Source organism: Gluconacetobacter aggeris, from assembly GCF_014174395.1.
Lineage (GTDB): Bacteria > Pseudomonadota > Alphaproteobacteria > Acetobacterales > Acetobacteraceae > Gluconacetobacter > Gluconacetobacter aggeris.
Map to the genome: position 1 here is coordinate 62,143 of NZ_JABEQD010000009.1, position 15,842 is coordinate 77,984.

General features: G+C 65.4%; 14 protein-coding genes, 1 pseudogene and 1 CRISPR repeat array. Of the genes and pseudogenes, 1 reads left to right on the forward strand and 14 read right to left on the reverse strand.

The genetic code is table 11. The features are described 5' to 3' along the window. Positions 1–132: 132 nt before the first annotated feature. A complete protein-coding gene (locus HLH36_RS13105) occupies positions 133–897 on the forward strand; it encodes a VOC family protein (RefSeq protein WP_182986809.1) in 765 nt (254 codons plus the stop codon). 24 nt (positions 898–921) lie between these two features. On the opposite strand, the gene HLH36_RS13110 is transcribed toward HLH36_RS13105, so the two are convergent. From HLH36_RS13110 to casA, 14 genes and pseudogenes are all read right to left on the reverse strand, one after another. After that, positions 922–2,022, reverse strand: coding sequence for a sulfate/molybdate ABC transporter ATP-binding protein (locus HLH36_RS13110; protein ID WP_182986810.1), 1,101 nt, complete (start codon positions 2,020–2,022; stop codon positions 922–924). Then, on the reverse strand, positions 2,019–2,834 hold the full coding sequence (gene cysW, locus HLH36_RS13115) for a sulfate ABC transporter permease subunit CysW (RefSeq protein WP_182986897.1): 816 nt from the start codon (positions 2,832–2,834) through the stop codon (positions 2,019–2,021). The genes HLH36_RS13110 and cysW overlap by 4 nt, the downstream gene beginning before the upstream one ends. Further along, positions 2,834–3,679, reverse strand: a complete 846-nt coding sequence (cysT, locus tag HLH36_RS13120; protein WP_182986811.1) for a sulfate ABC transporter permease subunit CysT — start codon at positions 3,677–3,679, stop codon at positions 2,834–2,836. The genes cysW and cysT overlap by 1 nt, the downstream gene beginning before the upstream one ends. 11 nt (positions 3,680–3,690) lie before the next feature. Continuing rightward, complete coding sequence (locus HLH36_RS13125; RefSeq protein WP_182986812.1) at positions 3,691–4,725, reverse strand: sulfate ABC transporter substrate-binding protein; 1,035 nt, start codon at positions 4,723–4,725, stop codon at positions 3,691–3,693. Positions 4,726–4,769: 44 nt separating this feature from the next. Continuing rightward, positions 4,770–6,440, reverse strand: a complete 1,671-nt coding sequence (locus HLH36_RS13130) for an OprO/OprP family phosphate-selective porin (protein ID WP_182986813.1) — start codon at positions 6,438–6,440, stop codon at positions 4,770–4,772. A 293-nt stretch (positions 6,441–6,733) separates the two neighbouring features. Continuing rightward, positions 6,734–6,988: pseudogene (locus tag HLH36_RS13135) on the reverse strand (porin); the annotation flags it as partial. Positions 6,989–7,115: 127 nt separating this feature from the next. Beyond that, positions 7,116–8,711, reverse strand: coding sequence for an isocitrate lyase (locus HLH36_RS13140; protein WP_182986815.1), 1,596 nt, complete (start codon positions 8,709–8,711; stop codon positions 7,116–7,118). A 465-nt stretch (positions 8,712–9,176) separates the two neighbouring features. Continuing rightward, positions 9,177–9,632: a CRISPR direct-repeat array (repeat unit 29 nt; unit sequence CGGTTCATCCCCGCGTATGCGGGGAACAC). A 72-nt stretch (positions 9,633–9,704) separates the two neighbouring features. Further along, positions 9,705–10,046, reverse strand: a complete 342-nt coding sequence (gene cas2e, locus HLH36_RS13145) for a type I-E CRISPR-associated endoribonuclease Cas2e (protein WP_182986816.1) — start codon at positions 10,044–10,046, stop codon at positions 9,705–9,707. Beyond that, positions 10,027–10,986 carry a type I-E CRISPR-associated endonuclease Cas1e gene (cas1e, locus tag HLH36_RS13150; RefSeq protein ID WP_182986817.1) on the reverse strand — a complete coding sequence of 320 codons (960 nt, stop codon included), beginning with the start codon at positions 10,984–10,986 and terminating at the stop codon, positions 10,027–10,029. Before cas1e ends, cas2e begins: the two co-directional genes overlap by 20 nt. Before the next feature lie 11 nt (positions 10,987–10,997). Then, positions 10,998–11,681 carry a type I-E CRISPR-associated protein Cas6/Cse3/CasE gene (gene cas6e, locus HLH36_RS13155; protein ID WP_182986818.1) on the reverse strand — a complete coding sequence of 228 codons (684 nt, stop codon included), beginning with the start codon at positions 11,679–11,681 and terminating at the stop codon, positions 10,998–11,000. Next, positions 11,678–12,466 (reverse strand): type I-E CRISPR-associated protein Cas5/CasD, encoded by a 789-nt coding sequence (cas5e, locus tag HLH36_RS13160; RefSeq protein WP_182986819.1) that lies wholly within the window; start codon positions 12,464–12,466, stop codon positions 11,678–11,680. The genes cas6e and cas5e overlap by 4 nt, the downstream gene beginning before the upstream one ends. An 8-nt stretch (positions 12,467–12,474) precedes the next feature. Then, complete coding sequence (gene cas7e / locus HLH36_RS13165; RefSeq protein WP_182986820.1) at positions 12,475–13,536, reverse strand: type I-E CRISPR-associated protein Cas7/Cse4/CasC; 1,062 nt, start codon at positions 13,534–13,536, stop codon at positions 12,475–12,477. Then, positions 13,533–14,126, reverse strand: a complete 594-nt coding sequence (gene casB / locus HLH36_RS13170) for a type I-E CRISPR-associated protein Cse2/CasB (RefSeq protein WP_182986821.1) — start codon at positions 14,124–14,126, stop codon at positions 13,533–13,535. The genes cas7e and casB overlap by 4 nt, the downstream gene beginning before the upstream one ends. Then, a complete protein-coding gene (gene casA / locus HLH36_RS13175) occupies positions 14,123–15,772 on the reverse strand; it encodes a type I-E CRISPR-associated protein Cse1/CasA (RefSeq protein WP_182986822.1) in 1,650 nt (549 codons plus the stop codon). Before casA ends, casB begins: the two co-directional genes overlap by 4 nt. Positions 15,773–15,842 lie beyond the last annotated feature (70 nt).

Consider the following 15,842-nt stretch of genomic DNA (forward strand, 5'->3'; position numbering starts at 1 on the left):
ATCACCGCGCGGCCGGCAAAAAAACCGCGAATGGGGGCGCTTGATATGGTCCCGGTTCCGCACCACGGTCATCAGGGCCGCCGCAACCCGCGCGATGCCCGCCGGGGCCGGATCGGCAGGAGAGGATGCGCCATGTCGACCCATTCGGGCACGTTCGTCTGGTACGAACTGATCGCCGGCGACCCAGCGGCCGCCGAGTCGTTTTATTGCACCGTCATCGGCTGGCACGCGCGCGATGCCGGGGTGCCCGGCATGGCCTACCGTATCCTGAGCGCCGCGGAACGCCCGGTGGCCGGCATCCTCGGCCTGCCGGACCTGGACGCCGCCGCCCGGCCGGGCTGGATCGGCTATATCGGCGTGGAGAATGTCGATGCTGCCAGCGCACGGATCGCCGCCGCCTCCGGCGCCATCCTGCACGCCCCGGACGATATCCCCGGCGTCGGCCGCTTCGCGGTCGTCACCGATCCGCAGGGCGCCCCCTTCGCCCTGTTCCAGGGCAATGGCGAAGCACCGATGCCGCCGGCCCCGGAAGGCACGCCCGGCCATGTCGCATGGCACGAACTCTATGCAAGCGACGGAGAGGCGGCCTTCGCCTTCTATGCCGGCCAGTTCGGCTGGACCAAGGCCGACGCGCTGGATATGGGCCCGCGGGGGATCTACCAGATGTTCGCCACCGGCGGACCGCCAGTGGGCGGCATGATGACGGAACCCGACGCGGCAGCGCCATTCTGGCTGTTCTATATCGCCGTCGAGGCCCTGGATGCCGCGCTGGAACGCGTCGCACAGGCGGGCGGCCACGCCATCCAGGGGCCCATGGAAGTTCCCGGCGGACAGTGGATCGCCCAATGCCGCGACCCCGAGGGCACGCTGTTCGCGCTGGTGGCCCCCCACCGCTGAACCGCCCGCCCCGCCTCTGCCGCGTCAGCCGACGGTCACACGCGGCAATTCCTGCCCGCTCGCCACGGGGGGCGCGCCGGCCAGCGGCGCGCCATCGCGAAACAGGCGCGCCCGCCCGATATCGAGCCCCAGCCCCTCGGTCCCCACCTGGCCCAACCGCTCCGGCAGGACGAGGATCTCGACCTCCCGCGTGCCCAGCGCCACCGCCAGCCGCCGCAATCCCCCCTGCCCGCCGGTCAACGGTATGGCCCGGGCCGCCCCACCCGCCGCCACCAGCCGCGCCTCATGCGGGCGCAGGTAGGCCGTCGCCGGCCCATCGCCGGCGCCAACGGCAAAGGACAGGACATTCGGGTCGTCGGGCAGGAACCGCCCGTGGGCGACCTGGCCCGGGAATTCCAGCGCCTCGCCCAGAAATTCCATCACGAACGGCGTGGCGGGTGCGGCATCCAGCGTCTCGGCCGCCGCCTCCTGCACGACGCGCCCGTTCTGCATCACCACCAGCCGGTCGGCCACTTCCAGCGCCTCGTCATGGTCGTGGGTCACCAGCACCGTCGTCAGGCCAAGCTGGTCGTGCAGCCCGCGCAGCCAGCGACGGATCTGCCGCCGCACGATCGGGTCCAGCGCGCCGAACGGCTCGTCCAGCAGCAGCAGGCCCGGCTTCGTCGCCAGCGCGCGCGCCAGCGCCACGCGCTGCCGCTGCCCGCCGGACAACTGGTCCGGATAGGCCCCGCCCAGCGTCGGCAACTGGATCAGCTCCAGCAATTCGGCCACCCGGGCGGCAATCGCCCCCCGATCCGGCCGCTCCCCCCGGGGCAGCACATCCAGCCCGAAGGAGATATTGCGCGCCACCGTCATGTGGCGGAACAGCGCATAATTCTGGAACACGAAGCCGATCCGCCGCTCGCGCATCGGGCGCCCCGCCAGCACCCGGCCATCGACCAGCACCGTGCCCTCATAAGGCCCGTCCAGCCCGGCGATGGTCCGCAGCAGCGTGGTCTTGCCGGCGCCGGACGGCCCGACCAGGGCCACGAAGGCCCCGTCCTCGATGGTCAGCGAAACCCCGTCGAGCATCTTGCGCGACGCATTCGGCGCACGGCGCGTCAGGGACCGGATCTGGACGCTCATGACGACGCCTTCCTGAAATCATGCTCGAGAAACGACCGCAGCAGGACGGTGGCCATGGCAATCAGCGCCAGCAACGCCGCCATGGTGAAGGCGGCGACCGTCTGATAGCCGTTATAGAGCGTCTCGATATGCAGCGGCATGGTTTCCGTCAGCCCCGGAATATGGCCCGAGACGACCGACACCGCGCCGAACTCGCCAATCCCCCGCGCGGTCGTCAGCAGGATGCCCGACAGCAGCGCCCAGCGCGCATCGGGCAGCGTCACCCGCCACAATGTCCGCCAGAACCCGGCCCCGAGCAGGAACGCCGCTTCCTCCGCCTCGCGCCCCTGCTGTTCCATGAACGGCATCAGCGTCCGCGCGACATAGGGAAAGGTCACGAAGAGCGTGGCCAGCAGGATACCCGGCGTGGCAAAGGCGATCTGGATATCGTGCCGGTCCAGCCAGTCGCCCCACCAGCCCTGCCGCCCGAACAGCAGCAGCCAGACCAGGCCGGCAATCACCGGCGAGACGCTGATCGGCAGTTCGATCAGCGCGACCAGAATCCCCCGGCCGCGAAAACGATATTTGGTCACCAGCCACGCCGCCATGATCCCACCCGCGGTATTGACGATGGTGGCCACCAGCGTGACCAGCAGCGTCAGGCGGATCGCGGACAGCGCATCCGGGTCCAGCAGGCTGCGCCACGCGGCCCCGATTCCGGTGCGCAGGGCTTCGACCATCACCAGCAGCACCGGCAGCACCAGCACGGCCAGCACCGTCAGATAGGTGGCGGCAACCAGCACGGCATTGCCGCGACGCGACGGCCCGCCCATCACGCCGCCCCTCGCGCCACCAGCCCGCGCGACACGCGGCGGCGCAGCGCGGCCACGCCGGTCATGCACGCCAGCGCGCTCATCAGCAGGATCAGCGCGATCGCGGTCGCGCCATTATAATCATATTCCTGCAACCGCACCACGATCAGCAGCGGCGCGATCTCGCTACGGAACGGCTGATTGCCGGCGATGAAGATCACCGACCCGTACTCGCCGATGCAGCGCGCGAAGGCCAGGCTGAACCCGGCCACCAGCGGCGGCAGCAGGGGCGGCAGGATGACCCGGCGAAAATTCTGCAACGGGCTGGCCCCCAGCAGCAGCCCCGCCTCTTCCAGTTCCGGCGGCAGGCCGCGCAGCACCGGTTCGACGGCCCGCACGATAAAGGGCAGGCCGACGAACATCAGCGCAGCCACGATGCCGGCCGGCGTGTAGGCCACGCGGATGCCGGCACGGGCCAGCAGCGCGCCGACCCACCCGGTAGGGCCGTACAGGGTCGCCAGCGTGATGCCCGTCACGGCGGTCGGCAGGGCGAAGGGCAGGTCGATCAGCGCATCGATCGCCCGCCGCCCGGGCAGGCGCGCGCGCACCAGCGCCCACGCCAGCAGCAGGCCCAGCGGCACGTCGATCGCGGCGGCCAGCGCGGCACAGCCAAAGCTGACGCGCAACGCCGCATACATGCGCGCGTCATGCAGCACCCGCAGCATGACGCCGCCGCCATCCTGCCACGGACGCAAGACCAGGGCCGTTAGCGGCAACGCGACAATCAGGCCGATCCAGACCAGCGTGAACGCGATGGATATGGAAAGACCTGGCAGCCCATCGCGCCGCCGCAGGCAAAACACCATGAAAGAGTCCGTTATCGGCTATAGATCTGGTCGAACACGCCGCCATCGGCGAAATGCGTCTTCTGGACCTTAGTCCATCCACCCAGGCTGGCGACATCGAATGTTGTCGTCTTGGGGAAGACAGACGCCGTTTCGGCCACGATCGCCGGATCGACCGGGCGGAAATAATGTTTCGCCCCGATCCGCTGCCCCTCGGGCGTGAACAGGAAGTCGAGGAACCCCTTCGCCACCGCTTCCGTTCCATGCGCCTTGACGTTCCTGTCCACCACCGCGACCGGCGGTTCGGCCAGGATCGTCACCGGCGGCACGACGATGTCGAACGTGTCCGGCCCCAGCTCGCGCGTCGCCAGCAGCGCCTCGTCCTCCCATGCGATCAGCACATCGCCCAGCCCGCGCTGCACGAAACTGTTGGTGGCCCCGCGCGCGCCGGTATCCAGCACCGGCACATGGGCGAACAGCGACTTGAGATACGCGGTCGCCGAAGCTTCGGACCCGCCGGGCTGGCGCAGCGCCCAGCCCCAGGCGGCCAGATAGTTCCAGCGCGCACCGCCCGAGGTCTTGGGGTTGGGCGTAATCACCTGCACGCCGTCCCGCAGCAGGTCCGGCCAGTCATGGATGCCCTTGGGGTTCCCCTTGCGCACCAGGAAGACGATCGTGCTGGTGTAAGGCGTGGAATTGTGCGGCAGGCGCGTCTGCCAGTCCGCCGCCAGCAGCCCGTGCTGGGCCAGGATATCGATGTCATAGGCCAGGCCCAGCGTCACCACGTCGGCGGGCGCCCCCTCCAGCACCGAGCGCGCCTGTGCGCCCGACCCGCCGTGCGAGGATGTCACCACCACCTGCTCACCCCCATGGGCCTTCGCCCAGAAGACGGAAAAGGCCCGTCCGGCATCGGCATAAAGCTCGCGCGTCGGATCGTACGACACATTCAGCAGCCGCGTCGCCGCCGCCGCCGGACGCGGGCGCGCGCCCACGGCAAGCGCCGTGGCGGCGGCAGCCGTGCCGGCAAGAAAACCGCGCCGCGACGGCGCCATGAAACCGTTCTTCATATCGTTTCTCGTCCAGGTGACAGTTGCGGATGAAAAAACCCGGTTCAGAACGTGGCCTGCACGCGCCCGGCGACGGCATTGCCCGTCCGGCCCAGCAGGTTCACCCCGCCGGACACACCCTTCGATCGGGTGACGATGAAATGGTCGAAATCCAGCATGAACTTGAAATGCTGGTTGGGATACCAGTTCAATCCCCCCGCCCAGACCGTCTGCTGGTTGCCGTTGACACCCACCCCGCCCTGGTTGGCGACATCGGACAGGTCCGCCACGCTCCAGCGGCCGCTGAGTTCCAGCGCGCCCCAATCGCCGCGCGCCGGATCGAAATCATGCTCGACCCCCGGCGTGGTGAAGGCACCGGTCTTGACGTTGTATCCACGCCCCCGGCCGAACAGCGTATAGTTGGCCGCGACATACCACCCGTCGAAATTCAGCGACGGCAGCGGAGACGCCCCGGCATTATGCCCGCGCTCCACGCCCACATGGTAATATTCGCCCTTCAGCAGGAATTTCCGCCAGCGGAAGGCCAGTTGCGGACCGGCCGCCCAGATCTGGGACACATTGCTCAGCGCCCCCGATGTCAGCAACGAGGTCTCGCCCAGCGGCACCTCCATATTGTCGCTGAACGTATAGGTACGGCCGCTCGAATTCTGGTTGACCTTGAAAGCGCTGGTCGCGCCGGCCCCGACATGGACGTCGATATCCTTGCTCACATAGGGCCGGCCGACGATGCGGGCCACCGCGCCGGTCTGGCTGTCGGTAATCGTCGTGTCCTTGTTCCGGTCGCCGAACTTCTGGCCGGTGAAATAAGCGGCCGCCTGCCAGCGGTTTTCATAATGCTCGCCGCCGATGCTGAAGCGTGCGACGCCGCCCGCCAGGTTGCGCACCAGATCGATGATGGTCGGGCGCTCGAGGAACTCGAACGACGAGGCCCGCTCCGCGCTTTCCTCTTCCATGCGGGGCTGGAAATAGCCCACGGTCAGCGTGGTATGATGCAGGCCGGTATAGTTCATGTTGGCCTCGAACAGGCTGACCGACCCGTCCACCGAGCTGGAGCCGAATTCCGGCGTGACGTTCGCCACCCAATCCTTGTAGCGCCAGGAGAAATAGATCCGCAGGCGCCGGGCATTCTGGGTGAATTTGTTGAAATTGCCGGCCCCCTCGCCCCGCCTGGGCCCGGCGCCGAGAAAGCCCCCAAGATCCTCCATCGCCGTCAGGCCGAGCGAGAAGCTGTATGCGCCATCCTCCGACGAGATCGTGGGCCGCCCGGCCGGAAAACCGATCCGCATCCCGCCCACATGCACGGTCTCGTCCCGCGCGGTCGCGGCCCGGATCTCGGCCCAGGACGGAATCGGCCCTTCCGGGGTGATCAGGCGCGTCTCGGCATCCGTGCGGGGCCGATGCGTGGCGGCCGGTCCCCGCGGTTCCCCGATCGCGGGCAACGGACCACCGGCCCAGCGATGCGCATGGACGACACGCGGCGCCCCCTCCCCATCATGGCCGGCGGAGGCGGGCACGGCCCGGCCCTCATCGCGGGCGATCCGCGCCTGCAGCACCCGGATCTCGTCCCGCATCTGGCGCTGCATCTCCCGCATTTCACGCCGCAATGCCGTGATTTCGTCATCCTGCGAAGCCGCCTCCGCCAGAGCCGGCAGAAAACTGGTGGACAGGGCCGTTGCCAGGGCAAGCACGCGCCGGACTTTGAAACCTTCTTTCATGTTCTACGAACCCTCGACCCAGCACACGCAGGCACATTTCACGATATTTTTCGCATTTAATGCGAACCGCAATGATCGATGACACGTTGTAATTTAACGGTCAATAGAGACATAAAAGTCATTGACTGTTTTTGTTCGTTTAATTCGGACAGTTCCCGAGCGAAAACACGGATATTCCACTATTTTTATAGTTATTATCCGTCTATGAAGGCGACCTCAGGATGGCCGGCCCTCACCCCGAAGAGGTATGGGCAGGCGGCACGTCCCACCCGGTATCCCACCCAAAAAACGCCTCAAAAACTGGCCTGGACCCGCCCCACGACCAGATTGCCGGTCCGTCCGAACAGATTGACCCCGCCAGCCCCCCCCTTCGACCGGGTGACGATGAAATGGTCGAAATCCAGCATGAACTTGAAATGGCGGTTGGGGTACCAGTTCAGGCCCCCCTGCCAGACTGTCTGCTGGTTGCCGTCAACCCCCACGCCACCCTGGTCGGCGACATCGGACAGATCCGTGACGCTCCATCGCCCATTGAGTTCCAGCTCGCCACCGACGCTGAAGCGCGCTGCCACGTCATCCATAAAAAAAGCCCGGCCTCCATCAGGAAGACCGGGCCAGCAGTTTCAATAACCGTTATTGCTTGTTCTTATTCCGCAACGCCAGGGGGTGCCGGCTTCAGCCGAACTGCCCCATGGTGTTATGCGCGCCGCCGGCCTTCAGCGCCGCTTCGCCGGCGAAATACTCCTTGTGATCGTCGCCGATGTCCGAGCCCGCCATGTTCTGGTGCTTGACGCACGCGATCCCCTGGCGGATCTCCTCGCGCTGGACGTTCTGCACGTAACCCAGCATCCCCTCCTCGCCGAAATATCTCTTGGAGAGATTGTCGGTCGACAGCGCCGCCGTGTGATAGGTGGGCAGCGTGATCAGGTGATGGAAGATGCCGGCCCGCTTCGACGCATCCCGCTGGAACGAGCGGATGCGCAGGTCGGCCTCCGTCGCCAGTTCGGTCTCGTCATAGCTCTGCGCCATCAGCTTCGCGCGGTCATACGCCGTCACGTCGCGCCCTTCTTCCTTCCAGGCATCATAGACCTGCTGGCGGAAATTGAGCGTCCAGTTGAAGGACGGCGAGTTGTTGTAGACCAGCTTGGCATTCGGCACGGCGTCGCGGATACGGTCCATCATGCCGGCAATCTGCTCGATATGCGGCTTTTCCGTCTCGATCCACAGCAGGTCGGCGCCATTCTCCAGCGCGGTGATGCAGTCCAGCACGCAGCGATCCGCACCGGTTCCGTGACGGAACTGGTAGAGGTTGCTGGGCAGCCGCTTCGGACGCAGCAGCTTGCCTTCGCGGGCAATGATCACGTCGCCATCGCGCACGGTGCCGTCGGTCACCTCTTCGCAATCCAGATAGGCATTGTACTGGTCGCCCAGATCGCCCGGCTGGCTGCTATAGGCGATCTGCTTGGTCAGGCCCGCACCCAGGCTGTCGGTGCGGCAGACGATCACACCGTCTTCCACCCCCAGTTCCAGGAACGCGTAGCGGACAGCGCGCACCTTCGCCAGGAAGTCCTCATGCGGCACCGTGACCTTGCCGTCCTGGTGGCCGCACTGCTTTTCGTCCGACACCTGGTTCTCGATCTGGATGGCGCAGGCACCGGCCTCGATCATCTTCTTCGACAGCAGGTAGGTCGCCTCGGCATTGCCGAAACCCGCGTCGATATCGGCGATGATCGGCACGATATGGGTCTCGTGATTGTCGATCTTCGCCTGGATCTCGGCCTCGCGCGCCGCATCGCCGGCTTCACGCGCGGCATCGAGGTCGCGGAACAGCCCTCCCAGCTCGCGGGCATCGGCCTGGCGCAGGAAGGTGTAGATTTCCTCGATCAGCGCCGGCACCGCCGTCTTCTCATGCATCGACTGGTCGGGCAGCGGGCCGAATTCCGAGCGCAGCGCGGCGACCATCCAGCCCGACAGATACAGGTAGCGGCCCTTCAGCGACCCGAAATGCTTCTTCACCGAAATCATCTGCTGCTGCGCGATGAAACCGTGCCAGGCCCCCAGCGACTGGGTGTACTGCGCCGGATCGGCATCATAGGCAGCCATGTCCTGGCGCATGATGGCAGCCGTGTAGCGCGCGATGTCCAGCCCGGTCTGAAAACGGTTCTGCAGGCGCATGCGCACGACATAGTCGGGATTGATCCCGCCCCAGGTGCCCTGCTTGGCCTGGATGATCTGGTTGAGCTTGGCGGTTGCCGATTCCTGATATGACATGTGACGGTTTCCGTATTCTTGGGAAGCGTGGCGTCACAAGGCTTAACGCCATCACACCCCATCCCGGAAGGTGGAAACCGGTATTCGCGCTGTATTTCTGTAAAGAATTTACAGACAGTAATTTCCAATTGAAAAGTCTTTTTACGCCGTGATACGTGGCTCGGGGGCAGGCTTCCGCACAACCCGCGTCCATCATCAACCGTGCGCCGGTATCGCGAATTCCGGTACCGGTACCGGAATCGGCACGTTCACACCCGTCATGCCCACCTCCCCCATGGGTGAACGCCCGGCGTCATCGCCGTCGCAGGTAAAGATCGCAACGCCATTCCAATAGGGGCTTTCATTGATCAGCGTCAGCCGGGCCAGGACACGAATACCACTCGTAGCAGACGGTTTTCCTGTTCGATTCATCCCCGCGTGGGTGGGTGAACATGCTGCGCCGGGCGACCGCGCATGCCCGGAGCCCGGTTCATCCCCGCGTATGCGGGGAACACGGCATGGGGCGGCAGGCATCGCACGCTCAGATCGGTTCATCCCCGCGTATGCGGGGAACACGCAAAGGCGGATCAGCTCTGCAACCGGATGGACGGTTCATCCCCGCGTATGCGGGGAACACGGCGGCAGGGCGCATGCGGCGACGCTCGAGGCCGGTTCATCCCCGCGTATGCGGGGAACACTTCGCGACATGCCAGTCCGATGCCAATGCCCGCGGTTCATCCCCGCGTATGCGGGGAACACGACTGCATGAGCATGTTGATCGCGGCCGGATTCGGTTCATCCCCGCGTATGCGGGGAACACTTCAGGACTCTTTGCCCCAGCCGTCGCAACGGCGGTTCATCCCCGCGTATGCGGGGAACACGCAGGCTGGCGCTGATCGGTATCGATCTCGATCGGTTCATCCCCGCGTATGCGGGGAACACTCTTCCATCAAACAATTGATATAAAACACCTATTCCCTTGTCAAAAATTCTACCGACCAAAGAGCCCTCGTTTCAGCGAGGTCTGCGCCGCCTTGGTGGTGGGGTAGCGGCTGGCCCGGGCTGGGTCGGAAGTGCCGCCTCTGTCCCGAATGCGACAAGCCGGAGCCCGTCGAAATCCACAGGCACTCGACGGTTGCGTCCGCAGGTATCGAATGCGAATCCGGCGTCGTTCGGTGCTGCCCAGGCGATGACGGCGTTACCATCCTCAATATAGGCGCAGACCTGACCCCAGATCATCTCGCGCACCCGGCGCCCATACGTGCCGACATAGACGCCTGCCCGAACTTCCAACAGCCAGACGGCGAGCCGCCCCCTCAAGCGGGGCGGCGCGTTTTCAACCACGATGACCAGCATCACCCAGGCCTTTAGAGTCGTCAAACGCAACCGGCATGGCCTCATCCGAAGCGACCGGCATGTCCATGCCGCCGGCCGCCAGAACCTCTTCAATCAAGGGAATGAGCCGTTCCAGAATATTCGTGCGCCGAAACGCATCCCGGCAACGATGACGCACCGTCGCTACAGGATCGGTAACCCGCCACCCGTCCAGAAGCCGACCATGCTCGACGGCAGCCGCAACCCGAAAAGCTTCTGGCACCACCGTCTCGAACTTCACGATATCCGCAATATCATAGACAAAACTTTGCGGCTTGCCCGAATGCAGGAACCCGATCGCCGGGGCATAACCAGCCGCCAGAATGGCCGCTTCGGTAATGCCATACAGCGCCGCCGTGGCCGCCGACAGGCAACGATTGACGAGATCGGCAGTATCCCATGCATGCGGATCATACGCCCGTCCATCCCATCGGGCCCCATGCGTGCGGGCCAGCAGGCGATAGGTTTCACGCACCCGCGCACCTTCGATTCCCCGCAACTGGTCCACGGATCGCCGCTCAGGCGGGTCCTCTCCGAAGCGCAGCGCATACATTTTCCGTACGACCTTCAGGCGCGCAGTATCGTCCAGCGCCAGCCGGGCCTGAAGCAGCAGTCGATCAGCACGGGCTCCGCCCGGCTGGCCGGACGCATAAAGCCGAACACCAGCTTCACCCACCCAGATCAGCAGCGTACCCGCACGCGCCGCCAACGATGCCGCAGCATGGCTGACACGCGTACCTGGTTCCAGCATCAGGCACACGATTCCGCCAATCGGGATGTGGGTCCGAATACCCAACTGATCCACCAAAACGAATGCGCCATCCAGAACGTCTAACTGCCCCTTCTCGACGAACAGGATCGACGACCGTTCCTTCAACGGAATCGGGCGCGGCGGTGGCAGACCAGGCATGGAACGCGACATAGCCTGCGTTGCTATCCCGTGCGGCGGATCAGCATCAGGCCGCAACCAAAGGTGCGTGCCCGCCCGAACCCCCGCGACAAGGTCGCGACAAATTCCGCAGGCTCCCTCACCGTCAGATCCCCCGTCAGATCAATGACGCCGAACGATGCACGAGCGCCTCCAGGGCGCGCAATCCGCAGAACATCGTAGGCCCCGACTTCAACAGGCACAGCCGGTACAAAGCCGGCGCGCGAGCCCTGCCGCTCCAGCCAGGCTGCCGCCGCGCCGGCCACCGCGTCGGCACGGGCCGACGCACGTTGGTCCCTTGGCAGATGATGAAGCACATCCATCACCACGTCATGCCGCTGGCTGCGCGTCTTGCCCGGCATCTTGCGATCGACCGTGGCATTCGCCCGCAACAGGAAACGCAACCGGTCCCCCTCGCGTAGCACCGGAGCAAACGGACGACTCTCGATCGTAAACAGCCCATGCGTATCCACGGGAGGCCGGGCGGACAGGACCATATAGCGACCGGGCTCCACCTGCCGCCAGAGAAAGTCGCGGTCGCGGTCAGGTCTATCGCCAAACAGGGCCCACAGCAGATGATGCGCGGCACCATGTTGCAGCGCCTGCCCTTCTGGCACCAACAGGCGGGCAAATGCCTGCACCGGCGCGTCGCGCCGCAAGGCGACGCGCGAGAGAAAGGGCGACATCATGACTCTCCCTTCGCACCCGGCACCAGCACGGCCTCTTCCCGTAAAGCAAATTGCCAGCGTGTCCGCGAAAGTGGCTGGTCTCGCCGGACTTCGCGCCGTAGCACAGGGGCGCCTCCCCCTTGTCGCGCCACATCGGCCGTATCGAGAACCAGCAGCGGCCGCGCGCCTCGCACCCGCACACGCCCCGCAAGCTGCTCGCGGAAAGAGCCGCTACGAACCCTCAACCGCGCCTCCGGCCCCGTATCATGCCGGTCCATCAATACGTCTGCCGCCGTCCCGCCACTGATCAGAATGGGTGCGAGAGGAAGACCCAGCGGACAGGAACGACGACCCAGGGACGGGGTAAATACGGGCGCAGCCATCGCGGCCGCAATGGCTTCCAGCGTCCAGCGCGGCGCGTCCACCCGGGACCATAGCGCCCCAAGATGCCATGCTCCGGTGCGATAATCCCGACGGGAGAGGATCGTGGCCAGACCTTCCGCCGGGCCTGACAGTTCCTCGGCCCGCGTTGCCGGCCGCCATCCGCGTCGCGCCGGCGCTGTCTGGGTCGTATGGTAATCCGTCATCGGTTCTCCGGGCGCATGACACAACATGGCCAGCCCGTATTGAGCTGCCAGCGCCGACTGCGCTGCCTCATCCTCGCGCGTCAGGCCAAGGCAGGCCGCAACCAGCCCCAACACACCCGACCGCGCCGGACGATCCCAGCCCTCACGGCGTTCACCCACTGCCAGAGCACCGAACGAGGCGACGGGCGCCACCATAGCAAAGGTCAGAAAACGGGCCATGGTGCCGGTCAGGTCCGGCAAAATGCCACGACGTCCGACAGCGTTGCGCTGCCAGGATGCCCGATCTCGAGGGCGCATTCAGCATCGCAACCGGGCCCATAGGCGGCGGCAAGATCGGCTCGGAACGCTTTCAGAGCGTCGATCGAACTCTCCATCAGAGATGTTCCGGTCACAGGCTTTGCGAATGCGCCAGCCAGAGTGCGCGGCTGGGCATCGCCCTTTTCGGCCAGGACGTAATGCGCCCGCGCCAGCGCGGCGAAGCTGTTCTGCTTGCCAGAGGGAGCCACTGTCGCCGTCGCCTGTGCCAACGCCCCCAGCGCGTCATCCATCACGCCGCTTTCCGCTTCCCCGCCGAGATTGGCCCGCAACAGATCGCAATTGACGCAGAGATAAAGGTAGAACACGCCGGAGCCGAACCCGGCCTCCCCCATGAAACCGGCGCCGGCATCATCCTGGTCACCTTTCAGGTCGTCGATCGCGGTGTAGTAATCGTCCTCGACCGTGACATGATGCGTGGTGATGGCGTGCGACACCTGCACGGCCGCCTCACGGTTATAGACGGGATCGGCGGCCAGCATCCGGCCGAACAGGGCGATATCGGCGGCGGAATCCACGCGGCACAGCAGGCTGTCCTTTTCCTTCGCAGGATCGACCTCCTCACCCGCAGCCAGCCGATCCGCCAGTTTCAGCGCCGCGGCACGTTCCGTTGGCGAGACAAAGACAAGCTGCTCGGTATGGGTCGGGTTCTTGTCCTTCTCGGCCTTGACCTTGCCATACACGCCGGCGATCGACCGGGCGATCTCCAGCGCCGTCTTTTCCGCCATGCCTTTTTCCTCGCGCAGATAGCGGAAGATTTCGTCGCCCAGGCGCTGGGTACGCTGCCCCATATGCCCGGCCAGCGCCCTGGTAAAGATATCGGACGTGCGCCAGGCCCGCTTGAGCGCCTGTGAGGAAATCCGCAGGCGCGTCACACCGCCCACCACCGCCGTCTTGGGATTGCCCGTATCGTCGCGATTGACGTTGGACGGCGGATAAAAGGTCAGAAGATGCAGTTGCAGAAAACGGCTCACGATTGCAATTCCTCGACAGAGTCATGGACCTGATCCGAAGGCATGTCACCCTCCGGCTCTCCGGCGTTCCAGTATTCGTACACCCATCGCACGCGAACGCGGTCCGCCGCAGCGCTATCCCGCCCATCGGGACGGGGCCACAGAAAGACGGATTCCGCCAGGTCGCGCACATTCATTTCGGCATCGGCAAGGGCGACCAGCCGACGGAAGCCCCTCAGGCAATCGTCGAATTCCGCCATGTCGAGCAATCGGCGGAAGCGCACCGGCTTGCACAGCGCCGTTGCCCCGTCTGTAGCGTCCACCGGACCGATCTGGCGCGCCACCCGCAGGCCGGATCGGTCCGCACGCACATGGGCCAGCACACCGGCTACCAGCGCGATGCGTGCCAGTTCATCATCCCCTCGCGCTCCACAAGAGCGCGCGAGAGACTGGGCTGCCGGCTCGAACAGCACATCGATCACGCTGCCGCAGCGCCGCAACTTCGCCAGCGCGGCCCGATCGCCAGGCTCCCCCCGCGCGGGATCAGGTTGCAACGCCCGCCACCAGCTTCGGGCCTTACTGGCCACGATCCCGGCATGGTGCCCGCTCATGCCCGTTTCCTGGTGGAGACCTGCTTCTTACTTTCAGGCACAGGAATGTTCATCACCTGCATGATCGCACCGCCTTCCTTTCCGAAGCCCGAAACCGCTGCCCGCAGCCGGCGTCGCGCCTGCGCCGCCCGCATCGCCTCTGCCTCCCGCATGTCCGGCGACAAGTGCACTGTGGCATCGAACCGCGCCATCGCCTGCACCCGCAGCGTCGTCATCCATTCCACACGTGCGGTCTCCACCGCATAGGCATCCTGTTCCGTAAGCCTATTGAGAAGATCGAAAAACGCTCCGGAGGTTCCGGCCCAAAACCGCTCGCGCACACCGGACAGCAACGTGGCATCCAGCGACACCGTCGCACCACCGAACAAGGCTTCGCGCACCGCACCACGCAGCACGCTGGCGACCAGATCAGCCGCCTCGACACAATCGCGCGCAAAACCGTCCAGTTTTTCCTGGCGAAGGGCATCGGTCGTGCCCGGCAAAGGCATTTCGCTTTCTACGAAACCACGTGCCTTCATATTGTCCATGTCAAAGCCGGCGGCCAGCAGACGTGGCGATTGGGCGCCCCCGGCATCGCGTGCCCGTTCGGCACGCCACGTCGCCACCGCGCTGGCGGGCAGCCGGTTCCCCTCCCGGCTATCCACCACCACGCCGACCCAATGGCGATAGCCGATCCCGCCAGGCTGCGGATGGACGCTAAGCCACTCGCTATCAGGCTTCTGGCGATAGCGCGGCGTCAGAGGATGAATGCACGCGCCGCCTCCATAAGGCATGCCGGTCCATCCGTCATAACTGATGCCATAGGGCCGCTGGCGCCAGCCGGTCACGGTGGCGGCATCCAATTGGCCCGTCAAACCGCATGGTCCACCATCACCAAAATCGAGCCGGATGCGCCGGGGCATTCCCCACCAGCATTGCAGCGGATGCGCGTTATGCTCCGCCCGCACTTTCGTCCCGCCCTTGCCCGAGACCAGCGTGGGCGCCAGCCAGGGAAAGATGCGCGCCAGATCATCCACCGGCGCAGGCTTTCCGCATGGGGTATTGGCCCAGGCGATCTGCCACAGGTTCGCCCCCTCCCCCGGCAACACCAGCGAGACCAGCGGCCCGCCACCGCGCAGGCCGGTCATATTCCCTGCTCCGCCACTGGGCGCCCAGGATTGCAATGTAAACAGCGCCATCGCCGCCGCCGGGCGCCCCAAAGCCGCGACCTGCCCTCGATGCACGAACAAATCGGCATTCCTGCGCAGGGTACTTTCACCCGGCGCCTCGATCAGCAATCGCTCCACCGGCTCCGAACTGCTGACCAGATCATCAAGATCCTGAAGAAAGCGCGCCCCCGGCCCATCCAGCCAGAACGCCTCGGCCACACGGGCAAAAGCCTGATCCAAGGCCTCGACCGACGGCGGCTCATACCACAGATCCATCCACTGCGCCGTATCGGCAGCGGGGAAGGCCGTAGCCAGCAAGCCAATCAGGAACTCAATGGATGCAATACGAAAATCCGCGCGCGGCCACTCGAAGGCCACAACCGGATCATCGGCCAGCCCATCGACGACCTGCGCCGGACGGATACAGACGACAGAACCGGAGCGCCTGCGAACCGGCAGCCACGAGTCAAAGAGGAGATTGAGCGGAGGCGATGTCATTACAAATAAAAACGTCACTCCTGTCGCAGAAAATGTCCATAGCCATTTTCATACAAATGAACGGAATTGA